We start from the raw sequence: 15,660 nt of genomic DNA on the forward strand, positions 1-15,660 counted from the left end.
TGGACCCGATCGGCACCTAGCCTGGCCTGACGCCACCGCAGTCCGGCCTGACGCCACCGCCGCCCGATGGCGGTCAGTTCAAGGAGCACCCGTGCACAACGTCCTGGATCCCCGCGACCTCGTCCCCGACGAAGCCGAGCAGTTGCTGAGCGCCGGCTACCCGGCCGGCAACCTGCTCGACCGGGCCCGCGCGGCAGCCGCGGCGGACGACCCGCACGAACTGGCCGCCATCGAGTACGCGCTGCGCGACCTGCGCCGCCGACAGGACTGGCCGTACGACGAGCCGTCGGACCTGTCCTCCCTCGGCCCGGGGGCGGTGGTCACCCCGGCCGGCGACGACGTACCGGATCGCATCCGCGGCGCCTGGCTCGGCCGGGCGATCGGCAACACCATGGGCAAGCCGGTCGAAGGGCTCAGCCACACCGAGGTGGAGCGCTACCTGCGTGCCGCGGGCGACTGGCCATTGAGCGGCTTCGTCCCGTTGGTGGACCCGCTCCCCGAGGGGATCAGATCGCTGCACTCGTCGGCGGCGGAGGCCTCGGCAGGCCGATTCGACGCGATCCCCCGGGACGACGACCTCGACTGGACCATCCTCGGACTGCACCTGCTGGAGACCTACGGCGCCGCGTTGTCGACCGAGGACATCGCCCGCGAGTGGCTCGACCGGATGCCGTTCACGCAGACCTACACCGCCGAGCGCGTCGCGTACCGGAACCTGGTCAGTGGTCTGAAGCCGCCCAACACCGCCACCAACCGCAATCCCTACCGCGAGTGGATCGGCGCCCTGATCCGGATGGACACCTACGGCTACGTGAACCCGGGCGACCCGACCACTGCGGCACGCATGGCCCGCACCGACGCGGTCCTCTCCCACACGGCCAACGGCATCTACGGCGCCCAGTGGGCAGCCGCCCTGGTCGCCCAGGCTCTCGTCGCCGACACCGCAGCCGACGCACTCCGTACTGCGCTGTCCGTGGTTCCGTCGCGCTCACGGATGGCCGAGAGCCAGCAGAAACTGCTCGACCTGTCCGAGGCGGGCGCGACGGCGGCCGAGGCACTGGACTGGATCGACCACAAGCTCGACTACAACTGGGTCCACACCCTGAACAACGCGGCGATCATCACCGCCGGGCTGCTCTGGGGTGAGGACGACTACGTGCGGACGCTCGGACTGGTCGTCGGCGCCGGGCGGGACACCGACTCGAACGGCGCCACCGCCGGCAGCGTCTTCGGCGCACTCCATGGCTCGGCCGCGATCCCCGCGGAACTGGTTGCCCCTGGCAAGGGCATCGTGCGCAGCGCGGTCCGTGGTTTCGACCGGATCAGCATCGACGAACTCGTCACCCGGACCGAGGCAGTCCGGCAGGACATACAGGCCGGCAACCCGCCCTCGTGATCCGCTGGTGAGTGCCCGGCCCGTGGTTTGATACCCGGCGTGATCATCTCGTTCGGCGTGGCCGGGGTCTGGTTCGTGCTGTTCCTGGTGAGCTTCCTGCGCGATCAGCGGCTGCTGCGCAACGGGGTGTACCTCGTGCTGACGTTGCTGTTCGCGGGCCTCGGCGTGGTGTTCGCCCTCGAGAAGGTCTCGGAGTCGGCGGCCAAGGTGCTCGTCGTCGCCGTACTCGTCTGCATCCCGCTGAGCATCGCGGTGCTGGCCGTGTTCCTCATCGCCAACGGCGTGGTCATGCTCCGGCGCGAGGGGCGCCGGCCGGCCAACCTGCTGTCGCTGCTGGCCGGGCTGGGCATCATCGGGTTTGTCGTGTTCAGCGTGCTGGTCCAGCAGATCGGCTGGCGTCCGCTGGAGATCGTGCGGAGCGTGCTGATCGGGGTCCTGACCTATGTGTCGTTCCTCTTCGTCTGCTTCCTGGTCTACGCCCTCGTCTACGGGCGCTTCCGGTTCAGCCGGAAGGTCGACTTCATCGTCGTGCTCGGCGCCGGACTCCGCGGCAGCCGGGTGCCACCGTTGCTGGCCAGCCGGTTGGATCGCGCCCACGCTGTGTACGACCAGCAAACCCGCAAGGGCCGCACTCCGCAGCTGATCACCTCGGGCGGGCAGGGGCCTGACGAGGACGTACCGGAGTCCCACGCGATGGCCGACTACCTGATCGAGCACGGCGTCCCCGCCGACCGCGTACTGCGCGAGGACCGCTCGACCTCGACCTTCGAGAACCTCACCTTCAGCCGCGAGATCATGGTCGGCCTGGTTCCGAAGTACCGCTGTCTGGTGGTGACGAACAACTTCCACGTCCTGCGCGCCGCCTTCATCGCCCGCAAGGCGAAGGTCAACGGCCAGGTGATCGGTTCGCCGACCGCCGCCTACTACTGGCCTAGCGCAACCATCCGCGAGTTCATCGCCATCCTCGCCGACCACCGCCTCGCCAACACCGTCATCGTCCTGCTGATCCTCGCCCACGCCCTCCTGCCCGTCATCTGACTCTGTCAACGGGCCCAGCACCGCGGCTAGCGGAGCATTACGACGGCGGCGGTGATGCCGGCGAGGACGATCAGGATGCGGAGGAGGGTGGGTGGGAGCCGGCGGCCGATGTGGGCTCCGGCATAGCCGCCCACCACTGAGCCGGCGGCCAGCAGGCCGACCGCGGTGAGGTTGAGGTCGGCGACGAAGACGAAGATCAGCCCAGCGATGACATTCGCGGCGAGCACAGCCAGCGTCTTGAGTGCGTTGACGACGCGCAACTCCAGGTCGAGCCCGAGCCCGAGCACCGCCATCATCATCACCCCTGACCCGGCTCCGAAGTACCCGCCGTAGACGCCGGTCAGCGCGGCGAAGAAGGTGGTGACCGGCGACATCCTCGTCCGCGGCTCGAGCGAGTCCGGATCCTCGTGCCGCGACCGCAACCAGCGCGAGATCCACGGCTGCGCGCCGACGACCAGGCAGGTGAAGAGGATCAGCCACGGTACGACGACCTCGAACACGCCGGCGGGCAGGCACAGCAGCAGCGCCGCTCCGCCGATCGACCCGATCGCGCAGGTGGCGACGACGAACCAGGTGACGCGCGGCTGTTCCCGCAGTTCGCGGCGATAGCCCACGGAGCCGCTGAGGCCGGCCGGGATCAGGCCGACCGTGTTCGAGGCGTTCGCGACCACCGGCGGGATGCCCATCGCGAGCAGCACCGGGAAGCTCAACAGCGAGGCGACACCGACCGTCGACGTCAGGATGCCCGCGACGAGCCCGGCCGCCAGGATCGCCACCTGTTCGAGCCCCGTCACGGCTGCTCGCGCAGCAGGGCGACGTCGCTGACCAGCATCACGTGGTCATGCATCGCCTGGGGCGCCGCGTCCGGGTCACCCGCAGCGATCGCGTCGGCGATCCGCTGGTGACCGGCCAGCGACTCCCGCGGCCGGCCGGGCTGATCCACCCGGTGATCTGTTCGGCGACGTGCTCATACAGCCGGGTACGGAGTACGGGACGGGCGAAGCGGTCGTCGGCCATGAGACCACCTTATGGAACGCCTCGGCCTCGGCATCGCCGAACTCCGCGAGCGCAAGCCGCGGTTGGTGGTGCTGTCCATCACCGGCTTCGGCCACGACGGCCCCGAGGCGGCCGGGCCGGCTACGACCAGATCGCCCAGGGCGAGGCCGGGCTGATGTCGTTGACCGGCTCGGGTCCGGACGACCCGCAACGCGTCGGTACGCCGATCGCGGGCGTGTTGGCCGCACCACGCCCTCGAGGTCGCGGATCGCCTCCTCCCGCCGTACGCCGACCGCCTTCGCAAACAACTGGCGGATCTCAGCTGAACATCTCCCCAGAGGTGTACCGTCGAGAGCAACCACCGAGGCCCAGGAGTACCGCGGCGCACGAGGTTCGCCCAGCGAACCCAGCCCATCCGAACCGAGCCCCGGAGCCCGAGATGTCGAAGAACAAGGGCGGACGCGAAGTCCGCAAACCCAAGCAACCTAAACAGCCGAAAGCCAACCCCTCCGACAGCGCGATCATCCCGCCCACCAAGCAGGGGCGTAAGTAATCAGCGCGGTCAGTCTCTGAGGCTGTTGGCTGGGAGCCGTCCGTAACTGCCGGTCCGCCTTGGGGTCAGCTTCTCCGAGCGAGCAGGTAACCCTGCGGAGTGGTTTCCTGCTCCTCGGCGGGCCGGCCGGCCCAGAACACCGTCGCGAAACCGGCGGCGGTGAGGTGGCGCTTCATCTCCTCCGCCGACAGCCAGTACCCGTCGTACTCGACCCCGAGCCCGGCGCTGCGGCCACCGCGCCGGAGCTTGCCGTCACCGTCCTTGAACGCGGTGACCAGGTAACCCCCGGGCTTCACGACGCGAGCGAGTTCACCGAAGGCAACCGGCCTGTCGGCAGGCGCGAGGAAGATCAGCGAGTACCAACAGACCGCCCCTGCCAGCGAGGCGTCCTCGAAGGGCAGGTCACGCAGGTCCGCAACGTCGAAGGTGAAGTCCGGGTAGTCACGCCGGGCCACGTTGACCATCTCCTGCGAGAGATCGACTCCGCGTGGAGACACGCCGTGCCCCTTGAGAAAGGGAGCCAGCCGGCCCGTCCCGCAACCGATGTCCGCGACGTCGGTGCCGAGGTCCGCGGCAAGGGTCATTTCACAGAACAGCCCAAGCACCGCCCGCTCGATGGGCATCGCTTCCAGCGCTCCCACCAGGCGCTCGGCATACCACTCCGCAAGCACATCGTGCGCGGCCCTCAGCTCGTCAGTCTTGGCATCCACGCACGGAACAATAGTTGACCGAACTCGCCGACGCGCCGGTCAGTCCGCGTCCGTTTCGGCCACTGAGCGCGGAGCGGAAACCTTCTCGAAGCGGATGTTGCCCGCAGGCACCATCCAGGTCATCACCTGTACGGCGAGGCGCCCGGCCCTGACCGCCCGATCGGCACTGCACAACTCGCGCGCGGTCTCCGGGTCGACCGACATCACCGAAGCTCCGCGCAAACGCTCGTCATCCTGATCAAGCAACGGCCCACCGGCAACGAGATAGCCCTGCTCGCGCAGGTCCGCACGGAAGGCGAGATGGGCGTCCTGGAGCGCGTCAGCCTCCTCCTCGCTCAGTTCGGGCGCAGCTGCCGGCCGCACCAACAGAACGAGAGTGTGCTGATCGAACTTCATGCCGCAAGCCTAAGTGACACGCAACTGAAAGCGGTTTGAAAGCAAGATCGGCTCTTCTGTGGTCATGACATCGACGACAGAACGGAGAAGCAGATGAATCGGCACACAGCGATCGCAACAGGTACGGCAGCCCTGGCTCTGCTCGGTGGCAGCCTGGCACAGGTCTCGACCTCGACGGCAGCGTCGATGAACCGAACGGAGCCGACTGCCAGCAGTGCGACCACGAACGAGAGACCGGCGCCGGCCACGACCGCGGCAGCCGGCGCGTGCTGGAACGGCACTCTGTGCCAGTACGCCGGCACGTTCTGGACCGGCGAGGTGCGAATGTCCAACACCGTGAAACCCGGACAGTGCGTCGGGCTGGACTACTACTGGGCGGGCGTCCGATCCGCTCGAAACCGCACTGGCCAATACGCCCGCTTCTGGAGCAACGCGGACTGCACCGGCAGAACCTACCTCCTGAAGCCCGGCGCCGCAGCGCCCACCTTCGGCTTCCTGGCAAAGGGCCTCGGCGGCCGCTGACCGCGGGTGGCACGCCGACCCCACGCTGGTACGCCCGGACCTGCACCACTCACCAAGCACGCGGGTGGCGATGTTCGCCTGGTCAGCTGAGCGGGCGGCTGCAGGAGGATTCGGTCCTACGGGAGATTGGTGGGTGGTGCAGGTCCGGCACGCTCGGTGACGCCCGCCAGAACCCGGCGGTAGTGCCCCGTGGTGCCGAGCCGCGACGTAGGAGCGGCGGCACCAAACTCTCCCACCGGCGTCGCTAGCAGCCGCCTGAGGTCTTGACCGGTGGAGAGCTCGCAGACTCGGGCTCGACCGCGATCACCCCGATGAGCCCGTACTTCGTGATGGCGCTGGGGTTCCTGCAGAGGTATCGCAAGGACGCCGGGGTCGGCACGCTCGCGTCGTACGCGGCACCGTTGGCGGTCGCGATGACGGTCGCGTGGACGCTGCTGTTCCTCGCCTGGTGGGCGCTCGGAATCCCGCTCGGTCCGGGGGCACCCGTCAGGTAGTGACAGTGACTCCCGCCGTGCACAGGTCGGTAATGGCCTGCTCGGAGCTGGCCGGGGCCACCCCTGCGGTGAGCCCGGCCAGCACCGTCGTACCGAAGCCTGCGTTGTTCGCGTCGAGCGCGGTCGCGCGGACGCAGTAGTCGGTGGCGATCCCGCACACGTCGACCTGGGTGACGCCCTTGTCCTTCAGCCACGCGGCCAACCCCTGGCCGTCCTGGCACTTCCCCTCGAACCCGGAGTACGCCGCGGCGTGCTCGCCCTTGTCGAAGATCGCGTCGAACGGTTGCGGGTCGAGGTTCGGGTGGAAGCCGACGCCGTCGGTGCCGGCCACGCAGTGCCGGGGCCAGGAGTTGACGAAGTCGGGATTCGCGGAGAAGTGGTCGCCCGGGTCGATGTGGTGGTCCCGGGTCGCGACGACGTACGCGTACTCCCGGTCCTTCTCGTCGGCCTCCTGCCACTGGTGCAGCAGTTGCCCGATCCGGAACGCCACGTCGGCGCCGCCGCGGACGGCCAGGCTCCCGCCCTCGCAGAAGTCGTTCTGCACATCGACCACGATCAACGCCCGCGTCATCGCAACGCTCCTTCAGAGTGTCCTGACAGCTACGGTACAAGCCTCAGGCCTGATCTCCCGGCGTTGCCGTGTCCCCGAGGTGGCGCGATCGATCAGGCCGGGATCGGCGAGCCGCCGTTGACGCGGATGATCTCGCCCTGCGTGGCGGTGGTCCGCGGCGAGCAGAGGAAGACGATCGCAGCCGCGACGTCCGCCGCCTCGGGGAGCCGGCGGGCGGTGAACTTCTGCGCGATCTCCGCCAGCGCGGGCTTCGGGATCACCCGGTGCTCACCGTTCTCGAGGGTGATGCCGGGCATCACGATGTTCACGAGTACGCCGTCCTGGCCGAGGTCGTGCTGCAGGCTCGCCACCAGGCCGTGCAGCCCGGCCTTCGCCGCGCCGTACGCCCAGGAACCGGGCATGCCACGCTCGGCCAGATCCGTTGACAGCAAGACCAACCGGCCCTGGTTCGACTGGCGCAGGGCGGGAGCCGCCTGCTGGACGAGGTGGAAATTGCCCTCCAGGTTGGCCCGCATCACCGGCACCCACTGCTCGGCCTTCGCATCCTCGATCCGGGTCGGCCGGTCGTGGAAGCTGCCGCTCCCCCAGTTCACCGCGTTCCCCACCAGCACATCGAGCCCGCCCCACGCGGCGACAACCGCACCGACCGCCTCCTCGACGGACTCCGGCTCCCGCAGGTCCATCGGTACGACGAACGCCTCGCCGCCGGCTGCCTTGATCTCCCCGGCGACCCCCTCGGCCGCGTCCTGCCGGGAGTTGTAGGTGATCGCCACTCGAGCCCCCTCGCGGGCGAACCCGACCGCCGTCGCCCGCCCGATCCCCGAAGATCCACCCGTCACCAGCACCGCCGAATCGCGCAATCCCAGATCCATGACCCATTCCATCCTTTAGTCGGCTAACCAAAAACTTAGCCGACTAATCACGAGGTCGCAACCAGGCTCGTGGACCCAGGCTCGTGGACTGTGGCCGAGCACCACACCCGCGCGGGTTGACTACCTCTGCACGAACCCCAGTTCATTGCCGTCGCAGTCGCGGATGGTGAACTTGCGCGTGCCGTAGGGGGTGTCGAAAAGCGGCTCTACTACGTCTGCGTCGGGGCCCAGCCTGGCCCACCATTCGTCGACGTCACCGACCTCGAAGTTGAACCGCGCACCCGTCGCCGGCGCCGGCTCGTACTGCCCAAGAGCGAACTGCGCTGGGCCCAGCGTGAAGTGGGCGTAGGTGGGATTGTCAGGCGGCCAGTGCCCCTCCGCCTGCACACCGAGCAGCCGCTCGTACCACGAGACCGCCGTGGCGAGGTCCCGCACATTGACTCGCACGTGGGTCAGCTGAGGGATGTCCATCCCGGCACAATAGCCGTCTGCAATCAAGCGACGCCGGCGTCGTGGATGAGGAGCTCCTTCGTCCCGATCACCCGTACCCCGCTCCACGCACCACCCCTGCGCCATCACATCGACGATTGGTGATCTCGGCAACCAGCTGATCCTTGCTAGCAGCCACCACCACCTCCTCCGCAGCATCCCCGGACGCCACCACCTGACCGCGATCGTCGAGTCGTGGGTTTCGGGCGATGAGAGCGATTGCCCAGAACACAGATCCACGAATGAGCGCCGGCTCACACCTTTCGCGCGGGTCGAGGCGCGGAGGTGTGAGCCGGGGCGGGGAGGAGCGGGTGGTGCGGAGGAATCAGGGGGATCAGGGGGTGATGACGATGGGGGTGCCGTTGGCGGTTAGGGACCAGTCGGTGGTGTGGAAGGTGTTCGGGTTCACTTCGCCGGTGGTGGTGACGTAGTCGATCATCAGCTGGCGGATCTCGACCTGGCGGTTGTAGAGCACCGGGGCGGTCTTGACGTGCGGGAAGTTGCCGCCGCCGGACTGGCGGTAGTTGTTCACCGCGACGACGAACTTCTGGTCCGCCGTGACCGCCTCCCCGCCGTACGTGAGGTCGGTGATCCGGGCCCCGACCGCCTTCGCGATGTCGATCTTGTAGGCCAGCGGCTTCGCCAGCCCGCCGAGGATGTCGTAGTTGTAGTCCGGCGTTCCACCCGGCGCGGTCGGCGTCGGCGCGTTCGTCACCTGGTCGGGCGCGAACGGCCCCGGTCCGCTGACCTGCCGGAAGTACTGCGCGGAGAACTCGAGGTAGTCCTTCACCTGAGCACCCGTCATCGTCACCGCGAGCAGGGTGTTGTCGAAGATGTACAGCCCGGCGACGTCCCGCACCGAGACGTCACCCGCGGGGATCGCCGCCGCCCGGTTGAAGGGCGCCGCGATCGCGAGCACGGGCAACGCCGCCTCCGGAGTACCGGCGAGGGCCTTGCTGACCGCGTCGGCCTGGACGAAGTTCACGAAGTCCAGGGCGGCCGTGTCCTCCCAGGGCGCGGTCGCCGCGGACATCGCCTCGGTGCAGGTGCCGATCTTGGAGTTGACGTACTCGACGACCTTGTCGTGGTCCTTCTGCAGCAGCTTGGTGACCTTCGGGTCGGCGGCGACGGTGTTCGCGTTCAGCACCTGGCTGTGCCGTCCGACCACCTTCCACTTGCCGCGGACCTTCTGCAGGTCCAGGTCGATCAGGGAGAGCCGCATGCCCCACCTGAGCGGCTCTGTCAGGACGACCTGCTCGCCGGTGACCTCGTTCGTCACCAGCCGCTCGGGGATCTCGAGGTGTGCGTGGCCGACGAGTACGGCGTCGATGCCGGGGACCGTCGCGGCCATCAGAGCAGAGGCGTTCTCCGGGACCGGCAGCGCGTCGCCGTACGAGGACGACAGGTCCATGCCGGAGTGCGCGGACACGATCACCACGTCGGCGCCGGCCTTGCGGACCCGCGGTACCCAGATCTTGGCGAGCTCGACGATGCCGCCGAACTTGACCTTGTTCTCGACGTTCGCCTTGTCCCAGATCGCGATGCCCGGGTTGGTCAGGCCGAGGATGCCGACCGTGATCGGCTTCTCGCCCGGTACGTGCACCCGCTTCAGCACGTACGGCGGGAAGACCGGCAGCCCGGTGGTCCAGTCCTGCGCGTTGGCGCCGAGCAGCGGGAACCGCAACTGCCGCTGGAACTTGCGGAGGATGTCGAGCCCGTAGTTGAACTCGTGGTTGCCGAGCGCGGCGGCGTCGTACCCGATCTCGTTCATCGCCGCGGCCATCGGGTGCAGGTGGCCTCCGGTGATCGGCTCGATCTTGGCGAAGTAGTAGGCCAGCGGGGTGCCCTGGATGGTGTCGCCGGCGTCGATCATCAGCGGGGCCGGCGTACGGCGCTCCTCGGCGATCCGGGCGCGGACCGCCTTGACCAGGGTCGAGACCTTGGCCAGACCGATGTCGTTGTGCGCGGTGTCGTCGTACTCGGCGTTCTTGAAGTAGTCCCAGTTGAACACGTTGCCGTGCAGGTCGGTGGTACCCATCACGCTGAGCCGGACCGTCCGGTCGTTGGATCCCCAGCCGTGCGAGCCGCCGGCGTACGCGGGGACCGCCTGGAAGCCGGCCGCGGCCAGGGCCGTCGCCGCGGCGCCCCCGATCACCGTTCGCCTGCCCATGCTCCGATCCACCACTTGGTCCTCGCTCCTGCTGTCCGTCATGTCCGCCTCACGCGTCGTCGGGTTCTGGCTTCGGGCTCGTCCTTTCCCGGGCGGGGAGGACGCGACCTGGGCTGCACGATACGTGCGACACACCCTGGGGTGGTGACGGGATGGCCCCTCGCCCGCGAGAGGATGCCGCCCATGACCTTGCCGCCCGGCAGACTCCTGCTCGTCGCTGCCGTCCTGTTCGGGGCCGCCCTCGCCCAAGCAGCCAAGCCCTCCTCCGACCACGCGACCGCGGGCCCGGTCGTGCACTCCGAGGTCAGACCCGCCGCGCACCAGCCCCCGCTCGCCGTCGTACCGGAGGGCCGCCGTACTACGCCGCCGGCGCGGCGGACCGGGCAGACGTCCCACCCGGTCACGCATCAGGAGAACGCGCAGCCTCATGGGCCCACGGGGAAGGTGCTCTACCTGACCTTCGACGACGGGCCGCAGCGGGAGTGGACGCCGCGCGTGCTGAGCCTGCTCGCCAAGCACAAGGCGAAGGCGACGTTCTTCGTGCTCGGCCGTGAGGCGGCTGCGCACCCGGACCTGGTGGCACTGGAGAAGCGCCTCGGGCACCACGTCGGCAACCACACCTGGGACCACCCGATGCTGACTCACCTGCCACCGGCCAAGATCCGCCAGGAGATCTCGTCGGGCGTACCGTCGAAGTGCTTCCGTCCGCCGTACCGCGACACCAACGCCTACGTGGCGGCGGTCGCGGCGTCGTACCACCAGCGCCAGGTGCTCTGGGACATCGACACCCTGGACTGGGAGAAGCCCGGTACGGCGAAGATCGAACGCGCGATCCTGCAAGGCGCCCGCCCCGGCGCGATCATCCTGATGCACGACGGCGGCGGCAACCGCGCCCAGACCGTCGCCGCGCTGGACCACGCCTTGACCAGACTGACCGCCCAGGGCTACACCTACCAAGCCCTGGGCTGCTGACCGCCCTGCCCTGCTGAGCCGTTCTCAGTGGTCGATGCCGGCTGTGCCGCCGGAGAAGTGCTTGAGCGCCTGGTCAATCACGTGGACCGGTTGGTCGAGCGCGTTCACGAGGTACAGGCCGGTCGGCTTCAGCAGCGGGCTCGGCTTGATGACGGCGCGCACGGCCGGCTGGTCGAGCCCGCGTACTCCGGCTGTGGTGGCCCCGATCCCGGGAGCCAGCTGCAGCTCGAGTACGAACTGCCGGAAGATCTTCACCTGCCGGAACCCCTTCACGGTCTTCCAAGGCAGGATCACCGGGTAGGCGGCCCCTTCGACCGCCAACTCGAGCGCCTTCGGCGACATCCGCATCGCGACCGGCGGTAGTTCATTCGCGGCGTACCACTGCTGCCGTTCCTTCTCCAGCCTGAGCGCGAGCACCGTACTCAGCACCAGCGGCACCATCGCCGCGATCAACAACAGCGCGAACGGCCACAACCCCGCACCCCGGAAGGCAACCAACGCGGCCAACGCCACAAGGATGCCCAGGGCCCCGATCGCCAAGGTGATCCAAGCCCCTCGCCGCTGCACCCTGCTAACCACACCCCGCCGCCGCAGTACAACCTCCCGATCTATGCCGACAACATAGGTCTGCACCGGCGCCTGCTCAGTCATAGGTACACAATCGCAGCCCACCAACTCCCCCGCAGCAACACACCCCCCGTACTCCCGCCCACCCCACCTGCAGATCGACCAGCCACCTGGCGAGACCAGCCACACGACGAGCAGCCGAACCGCGGTGTCGGGCACTCCCTTGCCATGGCCCCGGGTCGGCGTACCGACCGACAGGACGTACTCCAGCCCTCAGCTCCCAGCCGCGCCTGGCAACTCCCGCAGGACGAGCAGTTTCCCACCAACCTCCTGTCACTCGGTACGCCGCCCAGACCAGCGGCGGCGGGTGGCATCACCGCCGCCGGCCCGCAACCCATCGAGCACGCACGTTCAAGCTGTCGCCTCGGGTCGTCACCCTCCGCGGGAAGCGACGGAGGAGACGCGCCCACGGGAGGGGGCCGCGCAGGAGGGGTGTGGGGTTAGAGGCGGCGGCCGGCCCAGGTCCAGGCGTACACCCCGTCATCCACCGCGGTGCCGCCTTCGCCGAGTTCCAGGGGGCGGAAGGTGTCGACCATCACCGCAAGCTCCTCGAAACGGTCCGCGCCAAGGGAGGCCTCGATCGCTGACGGCTGGGGGCCGTGGGCGTAGCCGCCTGGATGCAGGGAGATGGAGCCGAGGCCGATGCCGGAGCCCTTGCGGGCTTCGTAGTCGCCGCCGCAGTAGAACATGACCTCGTCGGAGTCCACGTTCGAGTGGTAGTACGGCACGGGTACCGACAGTGGGTGGTAGTCCACCTTCCGCGGGACGAAGTTGCAGATGACGAAGTTGTTGCCTTCGAAGACCTGGTGCACGGGTGGCGGCTGGTGGATGCGGCCGGTGATCGGCTCGAAGTCGCTCACGTTGAAGGTGTACGGGTAGAGGCAACCGTCCCAGCCGACCACGTCGAACGGGTGGGTCGCATACGTCATCCGACTGCCGACGATCCCGCTCGGCCCGTTCCCACGGTGCTTGACCAGCACCTCCACATCGTTGCCCTCGACAACGAAGATGTCACCCGGCGTATGCAGGTCACGTTCGCAGTACGGCGCATGCTCGAGGAACTGGCCGAATCGACTGAGATAGCGCTTCGGCGGGGCGATGTGGCTGTTCGCCTCGATGCAGTAGGTCTGTACTCCGTCCGCGCCCGGCAGCCAGCGGTGCGTGGTGGCTCGCGGGATGATCACGTAGTCGCCCTCGGCCGCGTTGAGCACGCCGAACACGGTCTCGACGGTTGCGGAGCCGCGCTCGATGTAGACACACTCGTCGCCGATGGCGTTGCGGTAGTACGGCGACGGCTCGGCGGCCACGGCGTACGAGATCCGGACGTCGCCGTTGCCCAGCACGAGCCGGCGGTGCTCGACCGCGTTGTTGTCGATGCCGGCCTTGAACAGGTCGTGCAACTTCAGGTGACGCGGCGTCAGCGGGTGGTTCGGCGTGGTCGAGAGGTCCGGCAACTCCCAGACCTGCGAATCGACGATCGCCGACGGCACCCCCGCGTGGTACAGCAGCGACGAGTCGGACGAGAACCCCTCCTCGCCCATCAGTTCCTCGTAGTACAGCCCACCGTCGGGCCTGCGGAACTGGGTGTGTCGCTTCGGCGGGATCTGCCCGGCCTGCCGGTAGTGCGCCATGGCTCCTTCTTCCGAACGGAAACACACCGGTGATCGACCGGTGTCGTACGTTTATCGGACACTTGTGTCCGCTTACCGAAAGCATCCGTTAGGCTCACCAGCATGTCAACCATCCCTGCCCTGTTCCGGCACCTGGTCGACGACGCGGCGATGTTCCCGCCCGGGGACCTGCCCCTGGTCGAGGCCGTGGCCGCGCACCGGGCGCACCGGAAGTCGGACCACGCAGACCTCGTCGGCCCGTTCGTGTGCACCGATGACGACCTGATGAAGGTCGCCGCCGAGGCGGCCCGCACCGGCGGCGGCCCGCTCGAGGTCAGCGTGGTCATCATCGGCGGCGCCGGCGGCATCGAACCGGCCGTCCGGTACGGCGACCGCTCGGCCGACGTGGTCGTCAAGTCGGTCGAGGTGCGACTCCGCGACGAGGACGACCTGTCCCGCAACGCGCTGCGGGTGGTCCGCGCCTGCGACGACTGCCTGGACGAGGAGAACGCCTTCGTCGAGATCGGCCTGGACGGCGCCTGGGAGCGGGCGCTCGACGTGGTCGCCGACGCGGGGTACGCGGCCAAGCTACGCACCGGCGGCCTCGACGCCTCGCTGTTCCCGAACGCGGACCAGGTCGCGGCGTTCATCACCGCCTGCCTGGATCGCGAGGTCGCCTTCAAGTGCACCGCCGGCCTGCACAACGCCGTCCGGCACACCGCGGCCGACACCGGATTCGAGCACCACGGCTTCCTCAACGTCCTGCTCGCCACCCGGGCCTCGCTCGACGGGGCCGCCCAGGACGAGATGGCCGCGCTGCTGGAGAATCGCGACGGCCAACCACTCGCCGCACAGGCGAGGACCCTGTCCGAAGCCCAGGCCGTCGGCACCAGGAAGTGGTTCACCTCGTTCGGCTCGTGCAGCATCGACGAACCCCGTCACGACCTGACCGAACTCGGCCTGCTGGAGACCAAGTGACCTGGATCGAGATCCCCGCAAACTCCCCGTTCGGACCCGAGAACCTGCCGCTCGGCATCTTCCGGGTCGGGGACGAGGAGCCCCGGGTGGGCGCCGCGATCGGCGACCAGGTGATCGATCTGGCGCTGGTCGCGTCGGCGCAGATGCTGGACGGCGCGCAGGTCTTCGCCGAGCCGACGCTGAACGCGTTCCTCGCGCGCGGCCCGCGGACCTGGCACGCGACCCGCGGGTGGCTGCTGCAACTGGTCTGGAACTCCAACGAACGGGACGCGGTCGAGCCGCACCTGATCCCGCAGTCCGCGGTGACGATGCTGATGCCGTTCGAGGTCGCGGACTACGTCGACTTCTACGCCTCCGAGCGGCACGCCACGAACCTCGGCCGACTGTTCCGGCCCGACTCCGCACCACTGCTGCCGAACTGGAAGCACCTGCCGGTCGGGTACCACGGCCGCGCCGGCACAGTGGTTGCCAGCGGCACCGACATCGTCCGCCCCTCGGGGCAGCGGAAGGCCCCGGCCGACGACGCCCCGACGTACGGGCCGTCGCAGCGGCTCGACATCGAGGTGGAGCTCGGCTTCGTCGTCGGGAGCCCGTCGAAGCTCGGAAAGCCTGTCTCCGTTGACGATTTCAGGGACCATGTGTACGGCGTGGTCGTGGTGAACGACTGGTCCGCCAGGGACCTGCAGGCCTGGGAGTACGTGCCACTCGGGCCGTTCCTCGGCAAGTCGTTCGCCACCTCGATCTCCCCCTGGGTGGTCTCGCTGGAGGCACTCGAGGCCGCGGCCGTCCCGCTCGGCAAGCAGGAACCGGCCGTCCTTCCGTACCTCGCGGGCGCCAGGCTGACGAACTACGACATCACCTTCGAGGTGTACCTGAACGGCCAGCTCGTCAGCAGTCCGCCGTACAAGGAGATGTACTGGTCGCCGGCCCAGATGCTCGCTCATCTGTCGGTGAACGGCGCCTCTGTCCGCACGGGCGACCTCTTCGCCTCCGGCACGGTCTCCGGGGCGAGGAAGGATCAACGCGGCTCGTTCATCGAGCTGAGTTGGGGCGGTCGCGAGCCGCTGACTGTGAACGGCGAGGAGCGCACCTTCCTGCAGGACGGCGACGACGTCACCATCACCGCCCACGCCACCGCCGCCGACGGCACCCTCATCGGCCTCGGCTCCGTCACCGGCCGCATCCTCCCAGCCGTCTGAACCGCAATCCCGAGCCCGCCTCCGGTCACTGACTGCAGGCGGGCTTTGTGCTGTCAAAACTGCCAAT

General features: G+C 68.7%; 18 protein-coding genes. 8 read left to right on the top strand and 10 right to left on the bottom strand.

The window, feature by feature from the left end:
• Positions 1 to 91 precede the first annotated feature (91 nt).
• Positions 92 to 1,396, top strand: coding sequence for an ADP-ribosylglycohydrolase family protein (locus ACFPJ1_RS00505; RefSeq protein ID WP_380100684.1), 1,305 nt, complete (start codon positions 92 to 94; stop codon positions 1,394 to 1,396).
• 39 nt (positions 1,397 to 1,435) lie between these two features.
• Positions 1,436 to 2,434, top strand: a complete 999-nt coding sequence (locus ACFPJ1_RS00510) for a YdcF family protein (protein WP_380100686.1) — start codon at positions 1,436 to 1,438, stop codon at positions 2,432 to 2,434.
• A gap of 26 nt (positions 2,435 to 2,460) precedes the next feature.
• Here the strand turns inward: ACFPJ1_RS00510 and ACFPJ1_RS00515 are convergent, their stop codons facing one another.
• Complete coding sequence (locus ACFPJ1_RS00515; protein WP_380100687.1) at positions 2,461 to 3,228, bottom strand: sulfite exporter TauE/SafE family protein; 768 nt, start codon at positions 3,226 to 3,228, stop codon at positions 2,461 to 2,463.
• The gene (locus ACFPJ1_RS00520; protein ID WP_380100689.1) at positions 3,225 to 3,377 is read right to left on the bottom strand and encodes an FCD domain-containing protein; all 153 of its coding nucleotides are present in this window, start codon (positions 3,375 to 3,377) and stop codon (positions 3,225 to 3,227) included. Before ACFPJ1_RS00520 ends, ACFPJ1_RS00515 begins: the two co-directional genes overlap by 4 nt.
• Positions 3,378 to 3,462: 85 nt before the next feature.
• Between ACFPJ1_RS00520 and ACFPJ1_RS00525 the strand changes: the two genes are divergently transcribed.
• Positions 3,463 to 3,606 (top strand): CoA transferase, encoded by a 144-nt coding sequence (locus ACFPJ1_RS00525; RefSeq protein ID WP_380100690.1) that lies wholly within the window; start codon positions 3,463 to 3,465, stop codon positions 3,604 to 3,606.
• A 442-nt stretch (positions 3,607 to 4,048) separates the two neighbouring features.
• On the opposite strand, the gene ACFPJ1_RS00530 is transcribed toward ACFPJ1_RS00525, so the two are convergent.
• Both ACFPJ1_RS00530 and ACFPJ1_RS00535 read right to left on the bottom strand, forming a co-directional pair.
• Positions 4,049 to 4,693, bottom strand: coding sequence for a class I SAM-dependent methyltransferase (locus ACFPJ1_RS00530; protein ID WP_380100692.1), 645 nt, complete (start codon positions 4,691 to 4,693; stop codon positions 4,049 to 4,051).
• Positions 4,694 to 4,732: 39 nt separating this feature from the next.
• Positions 4,733 to 5,089, bottom strand: a complete 357-nt coding sequence (locus ACFPJ1_RS00535) for a YciI family protein (RefSeq protein ID WP_380100693.1) — start codon at positions 5,087 to 5,089, stop codon at positions 4,733 to 4,735.
• 93 nt (positions 5,090 to 5,182) lie between these two features.
• On the opposite strand from ACFPJ1_RS00535, the gene ACFPJ1_RS00540 reads away from it, so the two are divergent.
• Together ACFPJ1_RS00540 and ACFPJ1_RS00545 are read left to right on the top strand one after the other, a co-directional pair.
• On the top strand, positions 5,183 to 5,611 hold the full coding sequence (locus ACFPJ1_RS00540; protein WP_380100694.1) for a peptidase inhibitor family I36 protein: 429 nt from the start codon (positions 5,183 to 5,185) through the stop codon (positions 5,609 to 5,611).
• A gap of 263 nt (positions 5,612 to 5,874) precedes the next feature.
• A complete protein-coding gene (locus tag ACFPJ1_RS00545; protein WP_380100695.1) occupies positions 5,875 to 6,105 on the top strand; it encodes an AbgT family transporter in 231 nt (76 codons plus the stop codon).
• Here ACFPJ1_RS00545 and ACFPJ1_RS00550 read toward each other — a convergent pair.
• The 4 genes from ACFPJ1_RS00550 to ACFPJ1_RS00565 all read right to left on the bottom strand — a co-directional run bounded on the left by ACFPJ1_RS00550 (position 6,098) and on the right by ACFPJ1_RS00565 (position 10,207).
• Entirely contained in the window at positions 6,098 to 6,676 is a 579-nt protein-coding gene (locus ACFPJ1_RS00550; RefSeq protein WP_380100696.1) for an isochorismatase family protein, read from the bottom strand. The genes ACFPJ1_RS00545 and ACFPJ1_RS00550 overlap by 8 nt on opposite strands.
• Before the next feature lie 92 nt (positions 6,677 to 6,768).
• Positions 6,769 to 7,548, bottom strand: coding sequence for an SDR family NAD(P)-dependent oxidoreductase (locus ACFPJ1_RS00555; protein WP_380100697.1), 780 nt, complete (start codon positions 7,546 to 7,548; stop codon positions 6,769 to 6,771).
• 120 nt (positions 7,549 to 7,668) lie between these two features.
• Positions 7,669 to 8,019: a VOC family protein gene (locus ACFPJ1_RS00560; RefSeq protein WP_380100698.1), complete on the bottom strand. Its 351-nt coding sequence runs from the start codon at positions 8,017 to 8,019 to the stop codon at positions 7,669 to 7,671.
• Positions 8,020 to 8,371: 352 nt separating this feature from the next.
• Positions 8,372 to 10,207, bottom strand: coding sequence for a bifunctional metallophosphatase/5'-nucleotidase (locus ACFPJ1_RS00565; RefSeq protein WP_380100700.1), 1,836 nt, complete (start codon positions 10,205 to 10,207; stop codon positions 8,372 to 8,374).
• Positions 10,208 to 10,390: 183 nt separating this feature from the next.
• Between ACFPJ1_RS00565 and ACFPJ1_RS00570 the strand changes: the two genes are divergently transcribed.
• The gene (locus ACFPJ1_RS00570) at positions 10,391 to 11,179 is read left to right on the top strand and encodes a polysaccharide deacetylase family protein (RefSeq protein ID WP_380100701.1); all 789 of its coding nucleotides are present in this window, start codon (positions 10,391 to 10,393) and stop codon (positions 11,177 to 11,179) included.
• Between the two features lie 24 nt (positions 11,180 to 11,203).
• Here the strand turns inward: ACFPJ1_RS00570 and ACFPJ1_RS00575 are convergent, their stop codons facing one another.
• Together ACFPJ1_RS00575 and ACFPJ1_RS00580 are read right to left on the bottom strand one after the other, a co-directional pair.
• Positions 11,204 to 11,830: a hypothetical protein gene (locus ACFPJ1_RS00575; protein WP_380100702.1), complete on the bottom strand. Its 627-nt coding sequence runs from the start codon at positions 11,828 to 11,830 to the stop codon at positions 11,204 to 11,206.
• A gap of 416 nt (positions 11,831 to 12,246) precedes the next feature.
• Entirely contained in the window at positions 12,247 to 13,437 is a 1,191-nt protein-coding gene (locus ACFPJ1_RS00580) for a homogentisate 1,2-dioxygenase (RefSeq protein WP_380100703.1), read from the bottom strand.
• 102 nt (positions 13,438 to 13,539) lie between these two features.
• Between ACFPJ1_RS00580 and ACFPJ1_RS00585 the strand changes: the two genes are divergently transcribed.
• Together ACFPJ1_RS00585 and fahA are read left to right on the top strand one after the other, a co-directional pair.
• A complete protein-coding gene (locus ACFPJ1_RS00585; protein ID WP_380100704.1) occupies positions 13,540 to 14,394 on the top strand; it encodes a hypothetical protein in 855 nt (284 codons plus the stop codon).
• Positions 14,391 to 15,593, top strand: a complete 1,203-nt coding sequence (fahA, locus tag ACFPJ1_RS00590; RefSeq protein WP_380100705.1) for a fumarylacetoacetase — start codon at positions 14,391 to 14,393, stop codon at positions 15,591 to 15,593. Before ACFPJ1_RS00585 ends, fahA begins: the two co-directional genes overlap by 4 nt.
• Positions 15,594 to 15,660 lie beyond the last annotated feature (67 nt).

It is taken from the genome of Kribbella qitaiheensis (assembly GCF_042657745.1).
GTDB classification, from domain to species: Bacteria; Actinomycetota; Actinomycetes; order Propionibacteriales; family Kribbellaceae; genus Kribbella; species Kribbella qitaiheensis.